Origin of the sequence: Agrobacterium tumefaciens (assembly GCF_005221385.1) — a bacterium.
Classification (GTDB): domain Bacteria; phylum Pseudomonadota; class Alphaproteobacteria; order Rhizobiales; family Rhizobiaceae; genus Agrobacterium; species Agrobacterium tomkonis.
This window is the reverse complement of record NZ_CP039903.1, coordinates 129,876-147,992: the sequence shown is the minus strand read 5'-3', so window position 1 is coordinate 147,992 and position 18,117 is coordinate 129,876. Positions and strand designations below refer to the sequence as shown.

Below are 18,117 nucleotides of genomic sequence, written 5' to 3'. Positions count from 1 at the left end.
AAGCCCTGCCGCCCGGAACCATTTGCCCGAGGTCCGAGCCGTGACTGTCTATCTGCCGATCGCAGAACTGTCGGTGAACATTTTCATCATTCTCGGCATGGGCGCGGCCGTCGGTTTTCTTTCCGGAATGTTCGGCGTGGGCGGTGGCTTTCTGATCACCCCGCTGTTGATTTTCTACAATATCCCGCCAGTAGTGGCCGTGGCGACGGGTGCTAACCAGGTGGTTGCCTCTTCGGTCTCCGGCTCGATCACCCATTTCCGGCGCGGCACGCTGGATATCAAGCTCGGCAGTGTGCTGCTTGTTGGCGGCCTGGTCGGGGCGACGGTCGGTGTGTGGATATTCTCCTTCCTGCGCAGCATCGGCCAGCTCGATCTCATCGTTTCGCTGCTCTATGTCATCCTGCTCGGCACCGTTGGCGGGCTGATGCTGAAGGAGAGCATTTCAGCGCTGCGCCGCGCCGCCCGCAACGAAACCGTGACGCTGCGCCGGCCGGGCCATCACAACTGGGTGCATCGCCTGCCGCTGAAGATGCGGTTCAAGAAATCGAAGATCTATCTCAGCATCATTCCGATCGTCACCCTTGGTTTCGGCATCGGTATCCTCACCTCGATCATGGGTGTCGGCGGCGGTTTCATCATGGTGCCGGCGATGATCTATCTTCTGCGCATCCCGACCAATGTCGTCGTCGGTACATCGCTGTTCCAGATCATTTTCGTCACCGCCTACACAACCATCGTTCAGGCGGCGACCAACTATTCCGTCGATGTGGTGCTGGCCTTCATCCTGATGGTGGCGGGCGTCATCGGCGCGCAATATGGCGTGCGCGTCGGGCAGAAACTGCGCGGCGAACAGTTGCGCGCGCTTCTTGCCCTTCTTGTCCTCGCGGTCGCCCTTCGCCTTGCGGTCTCGCTGGTGGTGCGCCCGGAAGACCTGTTTTCGGTTGCCGTGGGAGGGCTGGGCTATTGACCTCTCGCCTGCTCATCGCCGCCCTTCTGATCTTACCCTGCCTTGCCTTTGGGAGCATGGCCTCCGCACAGACGCCGCCGCTTGCCCTGCCTCCCGGTACGCAGCAGCGGTCATTGCTGGAAAATATCGAAATCGGCGCATCGACGACGGAAATTCCCATCGCCTCCGATTTTCGCGGTGCGGATTTCACCCTCTTCGGCGCGCTGAACAATACCGACCAGCTGCTGCTGGCGATCGGCCAGTATGACATTGTCGTCACGCTCGAAGGGCCTACCGACTATATGACCGTGCGCAAGAAGCAGCGTGTTGCGGGCATCTGGATCAATACCAGTGCGATCACCTTCACGCCGTTGCCGGAATCCTATTCCATGGCCAGCACGCGTGACATAACGGATATCGCCTCGCCAGGCACCTTGCGGGCCATGGGGCTGGGCGTCGATCATCTGTCGCTCAAAAGCGCGGTGTTTTCCGGCGTACCCGATAATGTCTTCGATTTTCAGGAGGCCTATCGGCGCCTGAAGCTTTCCAGCGGCATCTATCGCAATGACACGACCGGGGTGAGACTTGAACGCACCGGTCTGTTCTGGGCGACGCTTCGCCTGCCCGCCAACGTGCCGAACGGCGTGCACACGGCCCGTGCCTATCTGTTCAAGAGCGGCAAATTCATCGCCCAGCGCGAGCTGAAACTGCGTGTCGTCAAGACGGGCATGGAACAGGCCATCACCGATGCCGCGCATCAGACGCCGCTTGCCTACGGCGCGCTCTGCGTTCTGCTGGCCGTCGTGACCGGCTGGGGTGCCAGCATCATCTTCCGCAAGGACTGACCGCTTTTTCATCGCGAAAAAGAGAGCGTTTGCCGCCCGCAGCGGCAAAGATAGCATTCGCTTCCTTTAACGGTTTGCGGTAAAATTCAAGACGTTACAACCTCGCACCCAGACAGTGGCGGCCAGCGCGGTTGTGACCGGGATGAAAAGGAGAAATGTCATGTTCAAGCACATTCTCATTCCCACCGATGGCTCGCCGCTGGCGCAGATCGCAATCGACCAAGGGTTCGCTCTCGCCAGGGAGGCAGGCGCAAAGGTGACCGTCGTGACGGTATCGGAACCCTTTCACGTGATTGCGAGCGACGTCGAAGACATTGCCGCCATTGCCGAAGAAGAATTCCACCGTTGCGAGGAGGCGGAGCATCTTCTCAGGGACACCCAGGCGCATGCGGCGTCGATGGGGCTGGATTGCGAGGCGCTGCTGGCGCGGGCGGGACGGCCGGACGAGGCGATCATCGAAATTGCCGACAGGACCGGCTGCGACCTCATCGCCATGGCCTCGCACCGGCGCAGGAGCTTTATCGAGATGCTGCTCGGCAGCGTCACGGCAAAGGTGCTGAAGAATTCGAAGATACCGGTGCTGGTTTACCGGCAATAGAGCATTTCCGTCAAAAGTGCGTAGCGGTTTTACGTCCGGACAATGCGTAAAGACAAAGAGATAACGACGACGATACTCTCAGCCGAGCAGATTTGAGAACCGCACCGAATAGATGCGGTCCCGTCCCATCAGATGCGCGACGAGCGCCGCATGATCGAACAGGCCACGCATGGCCTTGTGGCGCAAATCCAGCCCGCCACTCATCACCCCGAAAGCCGGCATCAACAGACGCGCGCCATCCGTGGCGAAGCAGGGCCGCCGGACCGTCTTTTCGCGACGGCGAACCGTGGCGGAGGGATGCAGATGCCCGGCGATTTCGCCGGCGGCATCACCCAGCTTCGGCTCGTGGCGGAAGGTGAGGTTGCCGTAAAACATCTCATCCACAGAAGAGCCCGGCAGATCGACCGTGCCATCAGGATCGTGGTTGCCGTTGATCCATATCCATTCGCGGCCATGCGCCATCTCGCGAATGAGTTCGCGCAACATGGGCGACAGATGCTCTGACCCGACGCGGTCGTGGAAATTGTCGCCGAGGCTGACGACGATCTTCGGATCGTAGCGGCTGACGAGGGAGGACAGGATTTTAAGAGTGGCGATGGTGTCATAGGGCGGCAGCATGCGCCCGCGCCGGGCGAAGGCGGCACCCTTTTCCAGATGCAGGTCGGAGACCACGAGCAGCGACAGGTCCGGCAGGTAAAGCCCGCCCAAAGGATCGCACCAGGCGGCGACACCATTCACGGCGGTTTCGCTGCCAAGGCATTCGAAGCCGTTCGAAAATCGGTCGCTCAGTGTCAGCCGGCTCAACACTTACCTTCGTTCCCTTATTCCAGTCCGCCGTTTCAGGACATGGCCTCGGCGATCAATTCGTCGGCGGCCTCGGCCAGCACATCGTCCATCGCCTCGCCCGCCACCGTCTCGCGACCGATTTCCAGCATGACCGGAACGGCAAGCGGCGAGACATGCTCCAGCGCGCGGTGGGTGGTGTGCCCCTTGATTCGCTTCAGCATATCGCCAAGACGGCCAATATCCAAAAGCCCCGCCGCCGCATCGCGCCGTGTTGCTTCCAGCAGGATATGGTCCGGCTCATGGCTGCGAAGAACGTCATAAATAAGATCGGCGGAGACCGTGACCTGCCGGCCGGTCTTTTCCTTGCCGGGATGGCGGCGCTCGATAAGGCCGGAAATGACGGCGCAATTGCGGAAAGTGCGCTTCAGCATGAAGGATTCATCCAGCCACGCCTCCAGATCATCGCCCAGCATATCCTCATCAAGAAGGTCTGCCAGCGACAGGCGGCGTGATTTCAGCCGCCTGCCGATATCTTCCATGGCCCAGATGGCGAGCGAATAATCGGTGGCGACGAAACCCATGGGTTTTGCGCCGGCCCGTTCCAGCCGCCGCGTCAGAAGCATGCCGAGCGTCTGGTGCGCCAGCCGTCCCTCGAAGGGATACATGACCATGAAGAAGCGTTTGCGAAAGGGGAACGTCTCGACCAGCAACTCGTCGCGCTTCGGAATGATCGATTTTTCCTTCTGGATCGCCAGCCAGTCGCGCACCTGATCCGGAAGCGCGTGCCAGCGGGCAGGATCGGCGAGCATGGAGCGCACCTGATCCGCGAGGTAGGTGGAAAGCGGAAACTTGCCGCCGGCATAGGAGGGAATTTTCGGATCCATGGAGAAGGCCTGCGACACCAGACATTCGCTCTCCCTGATACCCTCGAAGCGCAGCACCTTGCCGGCAAACAGGAATGTATCGCCCTGCACCAGCTGTTCGAGGAAATATTCCTCGACCTTACCGAGTGACATGCCGCCGCGGCCGACCGTGCCCCTGGCATTGCGCTTGACCATGCGGACATTCAGTTCCGCCGCCTCGACGATGGTGCCGAGGTTCAGGCGATATTGCTGCGCAACCGCAGGATTGGAGACGCGCCAGCGGCCATCCTTCATCTGGCGGATACGGGCGTAGCGCTCATAGGTGCGCAGCGCATAACCGCCTGTCGCGGTAAAATCCACCACCCGGTCGAAGGTGGCGCGCGGCAAATCCGCATAGGGCGAAGCGCTCGTTACTTCACGATAGAGCTCGTCGGCATCGAAAGGTTCGGCGCAAGCCATGCCGAGCACATGCTGGGCGAGAACATCGAGCGCGCCTTCGGCGATCGGCGGCGTATCCTGTGCGCCGATGTAGTTTGCATCAAGTGCTGCCCGGCACTCCATCACCTCGAAACGGTTGGCGGGAACGAGTATCGCTTTTGACGGCTCGTCCATTCGGTGATTGGCACGGCCGATGCGCTGGGCAAGGCGGCTCGCCCCCTTCGGCGCGCCGACATGCACGACGAGATCAACATCGCCCCAGTCTATGCCGAGATCGAGCGTGGATGTGGCGACGACGGCGCGCAACTTGTTTTCCGCCATGGCCGCTTCCACCCTGCGGCGCTGGCCGGCATCCAGCGAGCCGTGATGCAGCGCGATGGGCAGATTGTCATCATTGATGGTCCAGAGTTCCTGGAAAATCCTCTCCGCCTGCGAGCGGGTGTTGACGAAGATCAGCGTTGTCTGGTGCTCTTTCAGCGCCGGGTACAAATCCTTCATGGCATAGCTTGCCGAATGGCCCGACCATGGGATGCGTTCTTCCGTCTGCAGAATGGCGATATCCGGTTTTGCTCCGCCTTCGACCGTGATGAGGCCGGCAGGCGGTTCGCCTTGCCCCTGCGGTGCGAGGTAACGGCGCAAATCCATCGGCTCCGCCACGGTGGCGGAAAGGCCGATAAAGCGCACGTGCGGAGCGTGCCTGCGCACCCGGGCGAGTGCCAGCGACAGCAAATGGCCGCGCTTGGAAGTGACGAGTGAATGCAGCTCGTCCAGCACCACATATTTCAGGTCGCGGAAAAACCGTTCAGCCTCTTTGTTGGCAAGCAGCAGCGACACCTGCTCGGGCGTGGTCAGCAGAATATCGGGCGGCTTGACCTTCTGGCGCTGACGTTTGGCCTGCGGCGTGTCACCCGTGCGCGTTTCGATGGAAATCGGCAGGCCCATTTCGAAGACTGGCTTGGTGAGGTTGCGCTCGATATCCACCGCCAGCGCCTTCAGCGGCGAGATATAAAGCGTGTGCACGCCGACGAAACCGGAGCCCGCCGGCACCTTGCCGCGTTCCGCCAGATCGGTGAGCGAGGCCATGAAGCCGCCCAGCGTCTTGCCGGCACCTGTCGGCGCAATCAGCAACATGTTTTCACCGCCCCGCGCCCGCGCCATCAACTCCAATTGATGCGCGCGCGGAGACCACCCTTTTTCAGCAAACCATTTCTGGAATGGAAGGGGCAAGGTGCCGACATGCGTGCCGGAAGTGGGAGACTCGGTGTGTTTCACGCCTTCAAGGTAGTGAAAAAGCTGCAAAAAAGAAGGGCGGAACATGGCCGCTTGACAGGAAACCATAATCATGGATAAATAATATCCACGATACTGAAGCAACAGGACATGGGAAAGACCGATGAAACTCGGCGACGGCGTAGAACAGGCCATTCACAGCGTAGGCATGCTGGCGGGACTTTCCGAAGGCGGCGTGCTGTCCGCAGCGGCGCTGGCGGAATTCCACGGCGTTTCCACGAGCTATCTCCTGAAGCACCTGCAATCACTGTCCAGCGCGGGAATTGTCGCCACCGTACCGGGTCCGAAAGGCGGTTACCGTCTGGCCCGGGCAACCGACAAGATCACGCTGCTCGATATCGTGCTGGCTGTCGAAGGACCGCAGCCAGCCTTTCGCTGTGCGGAAATCCGCCAGCGGGGGCCGAACCCCTTGCCGGGACGATATTTCACCAAGCCTTGCGGCATCAATGCCGCGATGCTGAAAGCGGAGAAGGTCTACCGCGCGGAACTTACCAAAACCAGCATCGCCGACATTCTGGGTGACCTTGCCGCCAATGACGATGGCGGGATTGCCGCGCGCGGCTGCGCCTTTCTGGAGTTGAACGAGCGCAAGACGATGACGCGCTGAGACCCGAAAAGACAGAACCACGGACAGACCTGCCAAGCCAATACCGGTGAGCCTGACAGCTTTCCGGACCGATACTGCATGCCCTTAAATAGACCCCAATCACTGGAGAGACCGATGAAAACCCGTATCAACTATGCCAAAGCATCCCCCGAAGCCTTCAAGGCCGTGATGGCGCTGGAAAACTACGTCCAGAGCAGCGGCCTTGAGCGCCGCTTCGTTCACCTCATCAAGCTGCGCGCCTCGATCATCAACGGCTGCGCCTTCTGTGTGGACATGCATGTCAAGGAAAGCCGCCATGACGGTCTTGCCGAACAATGGATCAATCTGATGAGCGTCTGGCGGGAATCGACCGTTTATACCGAACAGGAGCGGGCGCTGCTCGGCTGGGTGGATGCGGTGACCAGGATTGCCGAAACCGGTGCGCCGGATGATGCCTTCGAAACGCTGAAGGCGCATTTCTCCGATGAGGATATCGTGAAGATCACGGTTGCTATCGGCGCCATCAATACATGGAACCGCATCGCCGTTGGTTTCCGCTCTCAGCACCCGGTGGATGCGGCAGCCAAGGCGGCCTGAATTATTCAATCGAAATCGGGCGACCGCTACATGGCGATGTAGCGGTCGTTTCTGTGATTGACGGCAAGGGTGAGGTTCATGACCAGCGCGCCTAAGATGGAGCAGAGGATGACAAAAGGCGTCGCGACGAAGAAGGAGCAGGCCAGCACCATGCCATCAAAGGCGAGCTGCACGAGGCCGGCACGCCAGCCGAAACGGTCCTGCAGATAAAGCGCCAATATGCCGAAACCGCCGAGGCTGGTGCGGTGGCGAAACAGAGCCAGCATGCCGGCGGCGACCGTCAATCCGCCGAAAAGTGCAGCTGCAATCGGATTGATGCTCTCAAAAGCGAAAAAGCCGGGCATATATTCGGACAGCAGTGCCGTCATGGCGATGGCGCAGAATGTCTTGATGGTGAAGGCGAGGCCGAGGCGGCGGAAGGCGAGATAATAAAACGGCAGATTGGCGAGAAAAAACAGAGCGCCGAAGCTGAAGCCGCTGGCGTAATGCGCCAGAAATGCGAGACCCACCACACCGCCGGTGAGAAGGCCCGCGGCGGAAAACAGCGTAACGCCGAGCGAAATCAGCATGCTGCCCGCCAGAATGGCCTGCGCATCTTCCAGCAGCGAATGGCGATCGGGCGCCGACGTCCAAAGGTTCAAACGCCTGCGCGCACTGGTATCGTCCATGCATTTTCCCCTGACTTGCCAGACCTGGCCCGATCTGGCCCCACCTTGCCCAGCTATTGCGCCCAAGCCCGACGAATTTCAAGCGTTCAGCTTAACGCACGACGATGTATCTGTCCGAGCGGTGATTGATGGCGAGGAATATGTTGAGAACGAAAGCGCCGACAATCGAATAGACCACGGTGGTCGGATCGATGACGAGAAAAGCGCAGAGCATGACAAAAGCATCGAAAGCCAGCTGGATAAGACCGGCGCGGATGCCGAAGCGGTCCTGAATATAGATGGCCAGAATGCCGATACCGCCGAGGCTGGCGCGATGGCGATAAAGCGCCAGCAACCCATAGCCCAGAAGCAGACCACCAAGCAGCGCCGCCCAAAGCGGATTGATGCTGTCGATGACCATCCAGCGCGCCTCCACTTCCGTCAGCACCGAAACAAGGCCGATGGCGATGAAGGTCTTGAACGAAAAGGCGAGACCGAGGCGGCGGAAAGAGAGATAATAGAACGGCAGGTTGACGAGGAAGAACAGGAGGCCGAAGCTGACGCCGAAGGCATAGTGGATGAGAAAGGCGACGCCGGCGGTGCCGCCGGTCAAAAGGCCGACCTTGTTCAGGAGATAAAAACCGAGCGCCGAGACGATGGCACCGGTAACAATGCCTTGCACGTCTTCCACCGGCGCATGTTTGGCCGGATCTGAACTCCACATGCCGTAAACGCTTCTCGTTCTGCTCACACTTTTTCCCTCAGGTTTCCGGCATATTTTGCACTGCAAAAAATACCGGATCAAGATGGATATGTAAGCAACGCTGACCTATCGTGAAAAAGGCAAGAAACGGAATGTTCAGCCTCTGGCGCGTGCAAGAAAGAGAATGCCGGAAAGGGGTTTTCCGGCATCCTTGCGAATGGTGGTTTTGCGGATTTCGATGAGGGAAAAGCCTGTCCGCTCAAGAAGGTCGGTCACGTAGCTTTTGGAATGGGCGTAGCGAAGGGATTCCCGCAGGACGAAACCTTGCTCATCTCCCGCATCCTCCACCGAAAAGGCAAAAAAGCCTGATGGCTTGAGCAGGGCGGAAACGAGCGGCATGACGGTTTCAAGACTGCCGAGATACATCATCACGTCGGCAGCGGCGACGAGATCGGCGCGGTGCTGCGCAAGTGCCGGGGTGAACAGTCCCGAGGTCTCTTCATCCAATGAAAGATCGGCCTGGTCGAGATGATCGTAGAGACCCTTTTCCTCGGCCTTGGCCAGCATGTTCTGCGAAATATCGAACCCCTCCAGCCGTTTTGCGAGGGAGCGGATTTCGACGCCAAGGAGACCGGTGCCGCAGCCGATATCGACAATGGTGTCGAAGATGCCGCCTTTCGCTTGCCTGTCGATCAGTTCCGCCAGTTTTTGCGGCACGCTGTAATCCAGCTTCTCAACAAGCGAGGTTTCGAAGCGGTCGGCATAATCGTCGAACAGCCCTTCCACATAACGGCTCGGCGGCTGCTCGGGTGTTTCCGCGGCGCCGAGAACCGCAAGTTTCAGTTCGGCTGCAAACAGCCCTTCCCTGTCCAGCTCGGCGACTTTCTCGTAAGCCGCCACCGCTTTTGCGGTCTCGCCCGCCTTTTCGTGATATTCCCCGAAGCGAAACCATCCCGCCGTCCACCGTGGCGCAAGTTCAAGCGCCTGTTCCATAAGTTCGGCGGCGGCGGGATAATCACCGCCTTCCGCCAACATGCGGGCATAGTCCGCCCGGCGGTCGGCAATGACGTCACCGGAAGAAAACTGGTTTGGGGCCATCAATGATTCCTGAGAAGATGCCGGCTGTCATTTATCAAGCCATAAAAAAACTCAAGTCCTATTTCATGGCACCCGCGTGGAATTGACTGATATGGCGCGATATAATGCGTGAAAACTTGCATCGAAGCGGTCCGTTTCATATGTCAGGACAAAACAGGAGACTTGCTGATGGCCGGTGAGGTCAACAAAATGCTGGGTGATACGGTGGCCCGCACCGTGGTGAAGCTGCTGGTGGTTTCGCTGCTCGTCGGTTTTCTGATGGCGATCTTCGGATTGACGCCGTGGAACATCATCTATAGCGCGCGCGATTTCGTCGTCGACCTGTGGCGCAGCGGTTTCCATGCGCTGGGCGCAATCGGCGACTATCTGATCCTCGGGGCCACGATCGTCATTCCCGTTTTCATCATCCTGCGCCTTCTGAGCTATCGCCGCTGACATGACCAATACATCATCACTTCAGACGCTTTCCCGGCGCGGCTTCGTGCTGATTTCCGCCAGCTCCGTTCTTTCCGCCTGCGTTTCCATGCCCACCAACAAGGGAATGCCATCAGGCACCCGCGATGAGACGGCGGCCGCGCTTCCGATGGTCAACGATCTGCGCCGCTCGAAGGGGCTTTCGCCGCTTACCATTAATGGTGCGGCAAGCGGCGCTGCCGCTTATCAAGCCGGCCGCATGGTCAAGGCGCAGAAGATGGCGCATCTGATCGGCCTCACCGACAGCTTCCTCATCCGCATGAAGGACGGCAAGGTTCCGCTTCCGGCGGCGGAAAACGTGGCCGCCGGGCAGGACAGCGTCGAGCGTGTGGTCAAGGCCTGGATCGGCTCGCAACATCACCTCGAAAACATGCTCGGGCCCTATAACGGCCTTGGCGTTGCGGTGGCCTATGACGCCGCCAGCCGCAACCGGCCCTATTGGGCGATGGTGCTCTGCGCCTGATCAGATGACGGAAGCGGGGTTCACGGGCAAGCGCGTCGCCGCGCCCCTACCCCGCTCCAGAATCAGCCGAGCTTGCGGTCAGCCCAGCGGTCTACCGTGCTGTCGCGCAGGTCACGAATAGACTGCACGCCCTCACGGGCGACCAGCTGCGACAGGCCCTTGACGATGGTGGATGGCAGGCCGGGGCCTTCATAGACCATGCAGGAATAGAGCTGCACCAGATCGGCCCCTGCCCTTACCTTTTCCAGCGCGGTTTCCGCAGACGAGACGCCGCCGGCACCGATGATCGGCAGGTTGCCGCCGACGCGGCGGCGCATCTTGGCGAGAACCGTGGTCGAGAGCTCGAACAACGGCTTGCCGGACAAGCCGCCGGTCTCGCCTTTGTGCGGGCCGGGCCGCAGGCCTTCGCGTGAGAGCGTGGTGTTGGAGACGATCAAGCCATCGAGATCATGGGCGAGCGCTTCTTCTGCAACGTCATCCATTCCCTCCTCGGTCAGATCGGGTGCGATCTTGAGAAAGACAGGAATGCGTTTGCCAAAGCGCTCAGTCTGCGCCTTGCGGCGCTCCAGCACCGCAACGAGAAGTGCGGCAAGGCTTTCACGCGCCTGCAGGTCGCGCAGGCCGGGCGTATTGGGCGACGAAATATTGACCGTGAAATAGGATGCGACCGAATAAAACGCCTCTATGCCCTGCACATAATCGGCGATGCGGTCTTCGCTATCCTTGTTCGCGCCGATATTGACGCCAACGATGCCGCGCAAGCTCGCTTGCTTCAGGCGCTCCAGCGCCGCGGCATGGCCTTCATTGTTGAAACCGAGGCGGTTGATGACGCCTTCATCCTCGACCAGACGGAAGATACGGGGTTTCGGATTGCCGGATTGCGCTTTCGGCGTGACAGTGCCGATTTCCGTGAAGCCGAAACCGAGCCGCAGAAGCGGTCCCGGCACTTCGGCGTTCTTGTCATAACCTGCCGCCATGCCGAGCGGATTGGGAAAAACGAGACCGGCAACCGTCTGTTGCAGGCGCGGATCATGCGGCACCATGCAGGTGGGCAGAAAGCCGCTTTTCAGCGCGGCGATCGACAGTCCATGCGCCTTTTCCGGATCGACCAGAAACAGGCCCTTGCGGCCGATCGAGGAAAATAATCCGCTCATCATAAAATCTCCGGAAACTGGTGCTGGCCATCATGATCGAGTGAGAGCGGCGTTTCCCAAAGCACGGCACTCAGGGGAAGCGGGGCATAGAGGTGGGGGAAAAGATCACCGCCTCTGGAGGGTTCATAGACCAGCTTGTCGCCCAGCGCTGCGCCGTCGACTGCAATCAGAAGCAGATCGACCTGGCCGGAAAAATGCCGCGCGGCGGTCTCGGCCACCTGTTTTGCCGTCGAAAAATGAATAAAGCCGTCCGTCAGGTCGATAGCCGCACCTTCGAACACGCCTTTTGCCCTGGCTGCACTCCACAACGTCTCCGGCACGATTTTATAGATGATCGCGGGCGTTTCATGCATAGGGCTCTCCAAGGCTTTCCACTCAGCGGGATTTGCCGCAAAGCTCGAAGATTGTCCACAGTTTCCACGGCATTTTTATTGCGGAGAGCTTCAAAGGCCACCTCTCCACAAGCTTTTTCTTGTAATGCGCAAGCGATTGGCGCAACCTTGAGCGGAGGAGCCGGGTGCGTTTCGACAGCCGGCAAGGGAGTGCACCAGTACCCGCGAAAGAACCGCATAACGCCCTTGGGAGGGGGCCAGAATGTCGGAACTTGTCATTATTATTGCAGATGATCACCCGCTTTTTCGCGGCGCCCTCAAACAGGCCGTATCCGGTCTTGACGGGCAGCAGACCATTGTGGAAGCGGGAGATTTCGAAGCCGCCCGAAGTGCTGCAACGGCACGCAACGACGCCGATCTGATGCTTCTCGATCTTGCCATGCCGGGAGTTAGCGGATTTTCCGGCCTGATGGCGCTCAGGGCAGAATTTTCCAGCCTGCCGATCGTCATCGTTTCGGCAACGGACGATGCCACCACCATCCGCCGATCCATCGAACTCGGCGCTTCAGGTTTCATTTCCAAATCCTCCGGTATCGATGATATCCGCGATGGTATCCGCGCGGTGCTGGAAGGCGATGTCTGGATACCGGCGGGTCATCAAGGCGAAAAGGAACAGGATTCGGACGTCGCCGATCTCATCGGTCGACTCAGAACGCTGACGCCGCAGCAGAGCCGGGTTCTCGGCATGCTTGCCGAAGGGTTGCTGAACAAGCAGATCGCCTATGAGCTGAATGTTTCGGAAGCCACGATCAAGGCACATGTCTCAGCGATCCTCTTAAAGCTCAAGGTAGACAGCCGCACGCAGGCCGTCATCCAGCTCGCCAAGATAAATACGTCGGCCATGGTGGCATGAGATAAGGATTTTATTCCTTTCCTTTCTTTACTCCAGGCTGGATATAGTCTAGATTCCGATGGGTAAACGACAGGAGCTTTTCCGCCACCGGCTCCATCTGCGGGCTTTCTATCATGCTTTCACACGAGACGATCTGGAGCGCCATCGATACGCTAGCCAAGCGCCATGAGCTGACACCATCAGCACTGGCAAAACGTGCCGGTCTCGATCCCACCTCGTTCAACAAGTCGAAGCGTTTCGGCCCGGACGGACGCAAACGCTGGCCCTCGACGGAATCCGTATCAAAAGTGCTGGAGGCAACGGGGGCGAGTGTCGATCAGTTTTTCGGCTACGCTTTCGGCAAGGCACAGACCATGCAGCCTTCCGGTGCCGACAACGCCATTCCGCTTCTCGGTTTTGCGCAGGCCGGTTCCGGCGGTTTTTTCGATGATGGCGGTTTTCCGGCGGGTCAGGGTTGGGATGTGGTGGAATTCCCTTCTTCCCCCGAACGCAAACAGGGCGTCTACGCACTGGAAGTGCAGGGCGAAAGCATGATGCCGCTTTACCGCGACGGCGATATCCTCATCGTGGAACCGGGCGCGCAGGTACGGCGCGGTGACCGTGTGGTGCTGAAAAGTCGCGACGGTGAAGTGATGGCCAAGGTGCTGGCGCGGCAAAGCCCCAAGAACATCGAGCTTCTGTCGCTGAACCCCGAACATCCCAACCGCAGCTTCGACATGGCCGATGTGGAATGGATCGCTCGCATCATCTGGGCCAGCCAGTAAGCGCGCGGGTAAAGAGCCGCTGACGCTATACCCAACGCAATATATGTTCAGAGACCAAGCGCATTTGCGGCGGCATCCACCGTCATGACTTTCGCCCCTCCGGACGTCGCCCGGCGAACGAGGCTCTGAAGCCTCTCTTCCGGGCAACCGTAAAAGCTTGGCGTGGTCGAAACATCATGGGTGAAAATGATGAGCCAGCCGCCATTTTGCAAAACATCCTCCAGCCAGCGGTCAGCGGCATCGAGATAATTTTGATCCGACCGTAATTCGACGGCGGCAAGATTATGCGGATCGACGCTGCCGCGGTTGATGCCGGGCATAATGCCGCGGGTGGTTCTGAACCGGCGCCGCAACAGGGGCTGCATGATTGGCGAGGCCATGCCGAAAGGAACGGAGAAATTCTGCCTGTGCCGTTTCTCGTCGAACGATCCGAGCACGCGGTCATTGCGGTCGAAATCTTCTTCAAGCCCGCGCCGTGAAAAGCTCGACAGTTTGCGGTGGGAATAGGTGTGGCAGGCAAGCTCGTGGCCGGCCGCTGCAAGCTCTGAACAGCCTTTTGCGGAAATCATCTCCTGCTGTTCATCGTGCCGGTCGATAAAAACGCCCGCAATGTAAAACGTCCCGAGAACGCCTTCATCCTCCAGAATGCGGGCACCCTTCGTCCAGGCACTCGCCGGAACATCGTCGAATGTGAAGGAGACGATCGGCTGAGATGTTTCGATCCGCACCGCCGGTCCCGGAAAATACCGCACCAGCCGGTTATTGACCCGGTCTGCAAGCGTTCCGATTTTTTGCGTCATACACAGCCCCCCGGCCTGTCAACAAATTACTGCCCCTGTTCAAGTATGTCGTAAGCCTGATGCCTCAAACAATAAATTGCGATCAGAAGAGACGACCAGATAGGCCCGGTTCCGGTAAAGAAATTACTCTCAAGACACGAAGAAAGTAAGGCATACACCCAGATTCGTCCGAAAAGCCGCGTCAAAGCCGGATCCGTGCCGCGGTCCACCGCCGTGCGAAAATCATTTGCGGGAATGATGACGAGCCATATGACTGTGAGGATGAAAGCCGGCAGGCCGCCATTCAGCAGACTTTCGATATAACCGTTATGGGCATGAAAGGCCGTGATTGCCCAGGTGCCGGCAATATCGGCCTGCGATAGAAGCCGGTCGCTCGTCCAGAACGCCTGGAAACCCTGCCCGAAGATCGGAGACTGCGCAAAGGTGTCGAAGGACAGGCGCCATATGTCCGTTCGCCCGGTGAAGGTGGAATCGATGCCCAGGCTTTCGACCAGATTCTGTATGCTTGGAAAATAAGTGGAGCCGACCGCAAGGATGTTGAGGAACGTGAGGAGGCCGCCGATCATCAGCAATGTCCGGCCGGCATGTCTTTCCATGATCCAGATCAGCGCGATGGTGACGGGCAGCAGCATCGCGGCGGTTTTCCCGTTGGTTTTCCAGAGGAAGAACCCCGCCAGCAGCGTGATCGCAATACCGCCAACCGTTGACCAGGCGTTACGCAGATAAAGCCCGACCATGAAAAGAATGATCATGGCGGGCGCGGCGGCGTTCTTGTGGTTGAAGATGCCGCGCCAGTCACCCGCCAGCGCTTTTTCATCGAGATCAAAGGGCTGATGGATTGCGCGCGATCGCAGGAAGATCACCCCGAAATAACAAAGCGCCAAAAGAATGATGGCGAAGATGGCCATCATCCGGTCGAACTGCCGCCGGTCCCTTGGCATGACGACGAGGACACTGGTGATGAAGCACAGCAGCGCCGTAAAGATCAGCCGCTGCAGCGAGGTGCCTGGCTGCGTGCCGAGCACCGAGCAAATCACCAGCCAGGAAAACAGCAGCAGGATAGGCAGACGCGGCCGCAGCAAAAGCCCCGTCAGCCGGTGACGCAGGGCAAATACCAGCAGGATCAACGCAATCACCAGCCCGGTCAGCTGGTTTGCGGCGGCGCGCGGGACCGGCGGCACCGCAAGGCTCTCGAAAGGCGCCACAGAAATCCAGATATAGAGCATCGTGACGACGAAAAAAATCGCGTCGCGGCGGCCGCCCGAAAGGGACATGGCGCTGCTTTCCGCAGAAATGGACTGCGTATCAGCAAAACGCGGCATGGTCGCCTGCATCGGGAGCGGAAAATCGGATCATTGGCCTGCCTTGTGACGAACAACAAAACCCTTGTGAAACCGGGCCATGTCCAAATAACCATAAACGGTCATTATCATCATTATTGTGCAATTGCTTTAACCCTCTCTTACCTCAAGAAGGCTAAGACAGGAGAAACTGCCATTCATTCAGGTTATTGGCATTCAGGTTACTGGCCGATTACCGGCTTTTTTCAGTTCGCGAAATATTGCAAGGCCGGGCGATCATTCTTGAACTTGCCCGGCAATGTCGAAAAAACATGGAGAATGAGGTGTCGTTGAATACGCCGCGGTTCGGCCATCTAGTCAGACTGGGATTGACCTACATGGCATCCGGCGGGGCACTGCTGATGTCCAGCGCCGCCCAGCTTTTGACGTTTGCCCTGCTCGCCCGCCATCTCGGTGTCGAACAATTCGCGCTTTACGCCTCGATTACCGCCGTGACCAATCTCGGTGTGCAGATCTGCGGCATCGGCTCGCAGGAATCGCTCATCCGCCGCGTGGCGCAGGATCGCAGCATGTTTCCCGTCATGCTCGGCCACAGTTACCTTTTGAGTGCCGCGACAGGCGTGGTGCTGACCATCATCGGCATGGTAACGATTCCGGTGTTTTTCCCGACCTCGGAAACATTGCTGCACACGCTCATCACCACCTTCCTGATCCTCATCACGAACCTCGTTCTCTTGAAGGTTATTTCGCTTTCCACACAAAGCTTCATCGCCCATTCCGACTTTGCCTCGGCCAACAAGCTGGAAGTGATGTTTGCCGTTGCCCGCACGATTGCCGCCGTGGTCGCCTGTCTCGTCTTCAAGGTGGAAACGGTAGAGGCCTGGGCATTGTGGAACCTCGCCGCCCACACCATTGCCGCCGTAATTTCCGTGAAGGCGATCAGCAGGCTCGGCAGGCCGGTGTTCCGGATCGTGCGCGATGAAATCCGCATCGGCATTCTGTTTTCCACGCAGTTCCTGTTCAAGGCCGTGCGCGGCAATGCCGATATTCTGGTTCTCGGCGCCATTGCCAGCGCCGAGGTTCTGGGCAGCTATTCCATTGCCCGGCGGATTCTCGACAGTTCCTATCTCTCCGTTGAAGCGCTTAACCGCCTGATCTATCCGGGTTCGGCTTCCGCCGCCCTGCAGGGCATCAGCAAGACGATAGAACGCGCCTATAATGTGCTGAAGGCCGCCCTTGTCATTGCAGCCGGCAGCGCATTTGCGATCTTCATCATCGCACCATTCCTGCCCCTCCTGTTCGGTGACGAATATGTTTCCCTGCCCGTCATCACCCGTGTTCTTTGCTGGGCGGTGATACCCATGGCTGTTGCGGCAACGGCGCTTGAAGCGCTCGGCGCATCCGGACGGCAGGATATTCGCGCCAAGATATGGAACAGCGGGAACCTCATCGGTTCCATCGTCGTTGCGCTTGCGACCTGGTCTTTCAGCATTTCAGGAACGATCGGCAGCTATTTCATGGTGGAGACCGCCATTGCCGCTGCGGTATGGATCGCGCTTTTGCGATTGCGCCGCAGTGACGAGGCTTTTGCCCCGGCGAAATAGAATGAGAACGCCCCAGGCGATCTGAATCGGATCGACACCCAACTATCGCCATCCGCGCCTTTTCCGAGCGTCAGGCCGCTACGCCGTTTTTCCGAATGTTCTAGTAGAGCCCATAGGGAAAATAACGGCGGTAGATTTCTTCCAGCCGGCCGTTGCGGGAAAGTGCGGCAAGCGCCTGATCAAAGGCCGGCACAAGCACGTTATCCGGATCGACGGCCATGATGGAAAGGCCTTCGCCGAGAAACCTGTCGGACATATAAGGCCCGCCGAAGAGAGAACAGCAGCCTTCGGAGGCGCTCCCCGAAATCCAGAAAGGCAGGCGCAGGCCGTCAGCGAAGATGGCGTCCACTTTGCCTGTCTTCAGGGCTGCATACATGGGTTCGTAGCCCTCGAAACCCTCTGGGGCGGCTTTCGGGAAAAATGCCTTGAGCATCTGTTCATGCCGTGAACCCGCGACAACCCCCACCTTTTTTCCCGACAATGCATCGGCGCCGGAGCCGGAGAACTTCGCGGCCTTGTTGACCGCAAGACGGGCGGGCAACAGCAGATAAGGGCGCGAGAAGGTAAAACTCTTGCGCAGGTCAGCGGTGGTGGCAATGCCGGAAATCACCGCTTCGCCTTCGCCCATTTCCAGGGCCGCCTCCAGCTCGTCAAACGGCAATGCCTGCACCTGGCACTTGCTTTCCACCTTCAGCTGGGCGCAGATTTCACGCACCAGATCCACATGGAAACCCGCGAGCCGGCCCTCCTGGTCGGTAAAATTGAACGGTGGAAAATCAACCGACATCAGAAACCTGATCCGCGGTACGGAAGAAAGATCGCCGCCAGGAAACCGCTCCTGCGCATCAAACAGCACCGGCATGCGGTTTCCGTCTGAAAGACCTTCGGCATGGGTTTCGTCAATAACACCAAAAA

The 18,117-nt window shown here is 59.0% G+C and carries 20 protein-coding genes; 10 read left to right on the top strand and 10 right to left on the bottom strand.

All coding sequences use genetic code 11. From position 1 onward, the window contains the following. Positions 1-40 precede the first annotated feature (40 nt). From CFBP6623_RS00755 to CFBP6623_RS00745, 3 genes are all read left to right on the top strand, one after another. Positions 41-967, top strand: a complete 927-nt coding sequence (locus tag CFBP6623_RS00755) for a sulfite exporter TauE/SafE family protein (RefSeq protein WP_046800536.1) — start codon at positions 41-43, stop codon at positions 965-967. Between the two features lie 56 nt (positions 968-1,023). Next, positions 1,024-1,791, top strand: coding sequence for a TIGR02186 family protein (locus CFBP6623_RS00750; protein ID WP_425090163.1), 768 nt, complete (start codon positions 1,024-1,026; stop codon positions 1,789-1,791). 160 nt (positions 1,792-1,951) lie between these two features. Beyond that, positions 1,952-2,389, top strand: a complete 438-nt coding sequence (locus CFBP6623_RS00745; RefSeq protein WP_046800534.1) for a universal stress protein — start codon at positions 1,952-1,954, stop codon at positions 2,387-2,389. A gap of 78 nt (positions 2,390-2,467) precedes the next feature. On the opposite strand, the gene pdeM is transcribed toward CFBP6623_RS00745, so the two are convergent. Then, entirely contained in the window at positions 2,468-3,196 is a 729-nt protein-coding gene (gene pdeM, locus CFBP6623_RS00740; protein WP_046800533.1) for a ligase-associated DNA damage response endonuclease PdeM, read from the bottom strand. A gap of 32 nt (positions 3,197-3,228) precedes the next feature. Further along, on the bottom strand, positions 3,229-5,820 hold the full coding sequence (locus CFBP6623_RS00735; protein ID WP_232370425.1) for a ligase-associated DNA damage response DEXH box helicase: 2,592 nt from the start codon (positions 5,818-5,820) through the stop codon (positions 3,229-3,231). A gap of 49 nt (positions 5,821-5,869) precedes the next feature. Here CFBP6623_RS00735 and CFBP6623_RS00730 point away from each other — a divergent pair, with 49 nt between their 5' ends. Next, a complete protein-coding gene (locus tag CFBP6623_RS00730; protein WP_046800532.1) occupies positions 5,870-6,373 on the top strand; it encodes an RrF2 family transcriptional regulator in 504 nt (167 codons plus the stop codon). Positions 6,374-6,487: 114 nt separating this feature from the next. After that, positions 6,488-6,949, top strand: a complete 462-nt coding sequence (locus CFBP6623_RS00725; protein ID WP_046800531.1) for a carboxymuconolactone decarboxylase family protein — start codon at positions 6,488-6,490, stop codon at positions 6,947-6,949. A gap of 26 nt (positions 6,950-6,975) precedes the next feature. Here CFBP6623_RS00725 and CFBP6623_RS00720 read toward each other — a convergent pair whose 3' ends face one another. The 3 genes from CFBP6623_RS00720 to CFBP6623_RS00710 form a co-directional block, all read right to left on the bottom strand. Further along, a complete protein-coding gene (locus CFBP6623_RS00720) occupies positions 6,976-7,617 on the bottom strand; it encodes a YitT family protein (RefSeq protein WP_046800530.1) in 642 nt (213 codons plus the stop codon). Positions 7,618-7,708: 91 nt separating this feature from the next. Further along, positions 7,709-8,320, bottom strand: a complete 612-nt coding sequence (locus CFBP6623_RS00715; protein ID WP_046800529.1) for a YitT family protein — start codon at positions 8,318-8,320, stop codon at positions 7,709-7,711. 135 nt (positions 8,321-8,455) lie between these two features. Further along, positions 8,456-9,397, bottom strand: a complete 942-nt coding sequence (locus CFBP6623_RS00710; protein WP_046800528.1) for a class I SAM-dependent DNA methyltransferase — start codon at positions 9,395-9,397, stop codon at positions 8,456-8,458. Between the two features lie 168 nt (positions 9,398-9,565). On the opposite strand from CFBP6623_RS00710, the gene CFBP6623_RS00705 reads away from it, so the two are divergent. After that, positions 9,566-9,832, top strand: coding sequence for a DUF6460 domain-containing protein (locus tag CFBP6623_RS00705; RefSeq protein ID WP_046800527.1), 267 nt, complete (start codon positions 9,566-9,568; stop codon positions 9,830-9,832). A 1-nt stretch (position 9,833) separates the two neighbouring features. Continuing rightward, positions 9,834-10,334: a CAP domain-containing protein gene (locus CFBP6623_RS00700; protein WP_046800526.1), complete on the top strand. Its 501-nt coding sequence runs from the start codon at positions 9,834-9,836 to the stop codon at positions 10,332-10,334. A gap of 62 nt (positions 10,335-10,396) precedes the next feature. On the opposite strand, the gene CFBP6623_RS00695 is transcribed toward CFBP6623_RS00700, so the two are convergent. Together CFBP6623_RS00695 and CFBP6623_RS00690 are read right to left on the bottom strand one after the other, a co-directional pair. Next, positions 10,397-11,488 (bottom strand): quinone-dependent dihydroorotate dehydrogenase, encoded by a 1,092-nt coding sequence (locus CFBP6623_RS00695; RefSeq protein WP_046800525.1) that lies wholly within the window; start codon positions 11,486-11,488, stop codon positions 10,397-10,399. Further along, on the bottom strand, positions 11,488-11,841 hold the full coding sequence (locus tag CFBP6623_RS00690; protein ID WP_046800524.1) for a DUF952 domain-containing protein: 354 nt from the start codon (positions 11,839-11,841) through the stop codon (positions 11,488-11,490). Before CFBP6623_RS00690 ends, CFBP6623_RS00695 begins: the two co-directional genes overlap by 1 nt. A 241-nt stretch (positions 11,842-12,082) precedes the next feature. On the opposite strand from CFBP6623_RS00690, the gene CFBP6623_RS00685 reads away from it, so the two are divergent. Continuing rightward, positions 12,083-12,733 carry a response regulator gene (locus CFBP6623_RS00685; protein ID WP_046800523.1) on the top strand — a complete coding sequence of 217 codons (651 nt, stop codon included), beginning with the start codon at positions 12,083-12,085 and terminating at the stop codon, positions 12,731-12,733. A gap of 113 nt (positions 12,734-12,846) precedes the next feature. After that, positions 12,847-13,497, top strand: coding sequence for a S24 family peptidase (locus CFBP6623_RS00680; protein ID WP_046800522.1), 651 nt, complete (start codon positions 12,847-12,849; stop codon positions 13,495-13,497). Positions 13,498-13,544: 47 nt separating this feature from the next. On the opposite strand, the gene CFBP6623_RS00675 is transcribed toward CFBP6623_RS00680, so the two are convergent. Then, positions 13,545-14,297, bottom strand: coding sequence for a polysaccharide deacetylase family protein (locus CFBP6623_RS00675; protein WP_046800521.1), 753 nt, complete (start codon positions 14,295-14,297; stop codon positions 13,545-13,547). 26 nt (positions 14,298-14,323) lie between these two features. Beyond that, positions 14,324-15,619: a Wzy-type polysaccharide biosynthesis protein UppY gene (gene uppY, locus CFBP6623_RS00670; protein ID WP_046800727.1), complete on the bottom strand. Its 1,296-nt coding sequence runs from the start codon at positions 15,617-15,619 to the stop codon at positions 14,324-14,326. 290 nt (positions 15,620-15,909) lie between these two features. On the opposite strand from uppY, the gene uppX reads away from it, so the two are divergent. Further along, positions 15,910-17,202 (top strand): Wzx-type polysaccharide biosynthesis protein UppX, encoded by a 1,293-nt coding sequence (gene uppX, locus CFBP6623_RS00665; protein WP_046800520.1) that lies wholly within the window; start codon positions 15,910-15,912, stop codon positions 17,200-17,202. A gap of 100 nt (positions 17,203-17,302) precedes the next feature. Here the strand turns inward: uppX and CFBP6623_RS00660 are convergent, their stop codons facing one another. After that, a complete protein-coding gene (locus tag CFBP6623_RS00660) occupies positions 17,303-18,064 on the bottom strand; it encodes a transporter substrate-binding domain-containing protein (protein ID WP_046800519.1) in 762 nt (253 codons plus the stop codon). Positions 18,065-18,117: the final 53 nt, after the last annotated feature.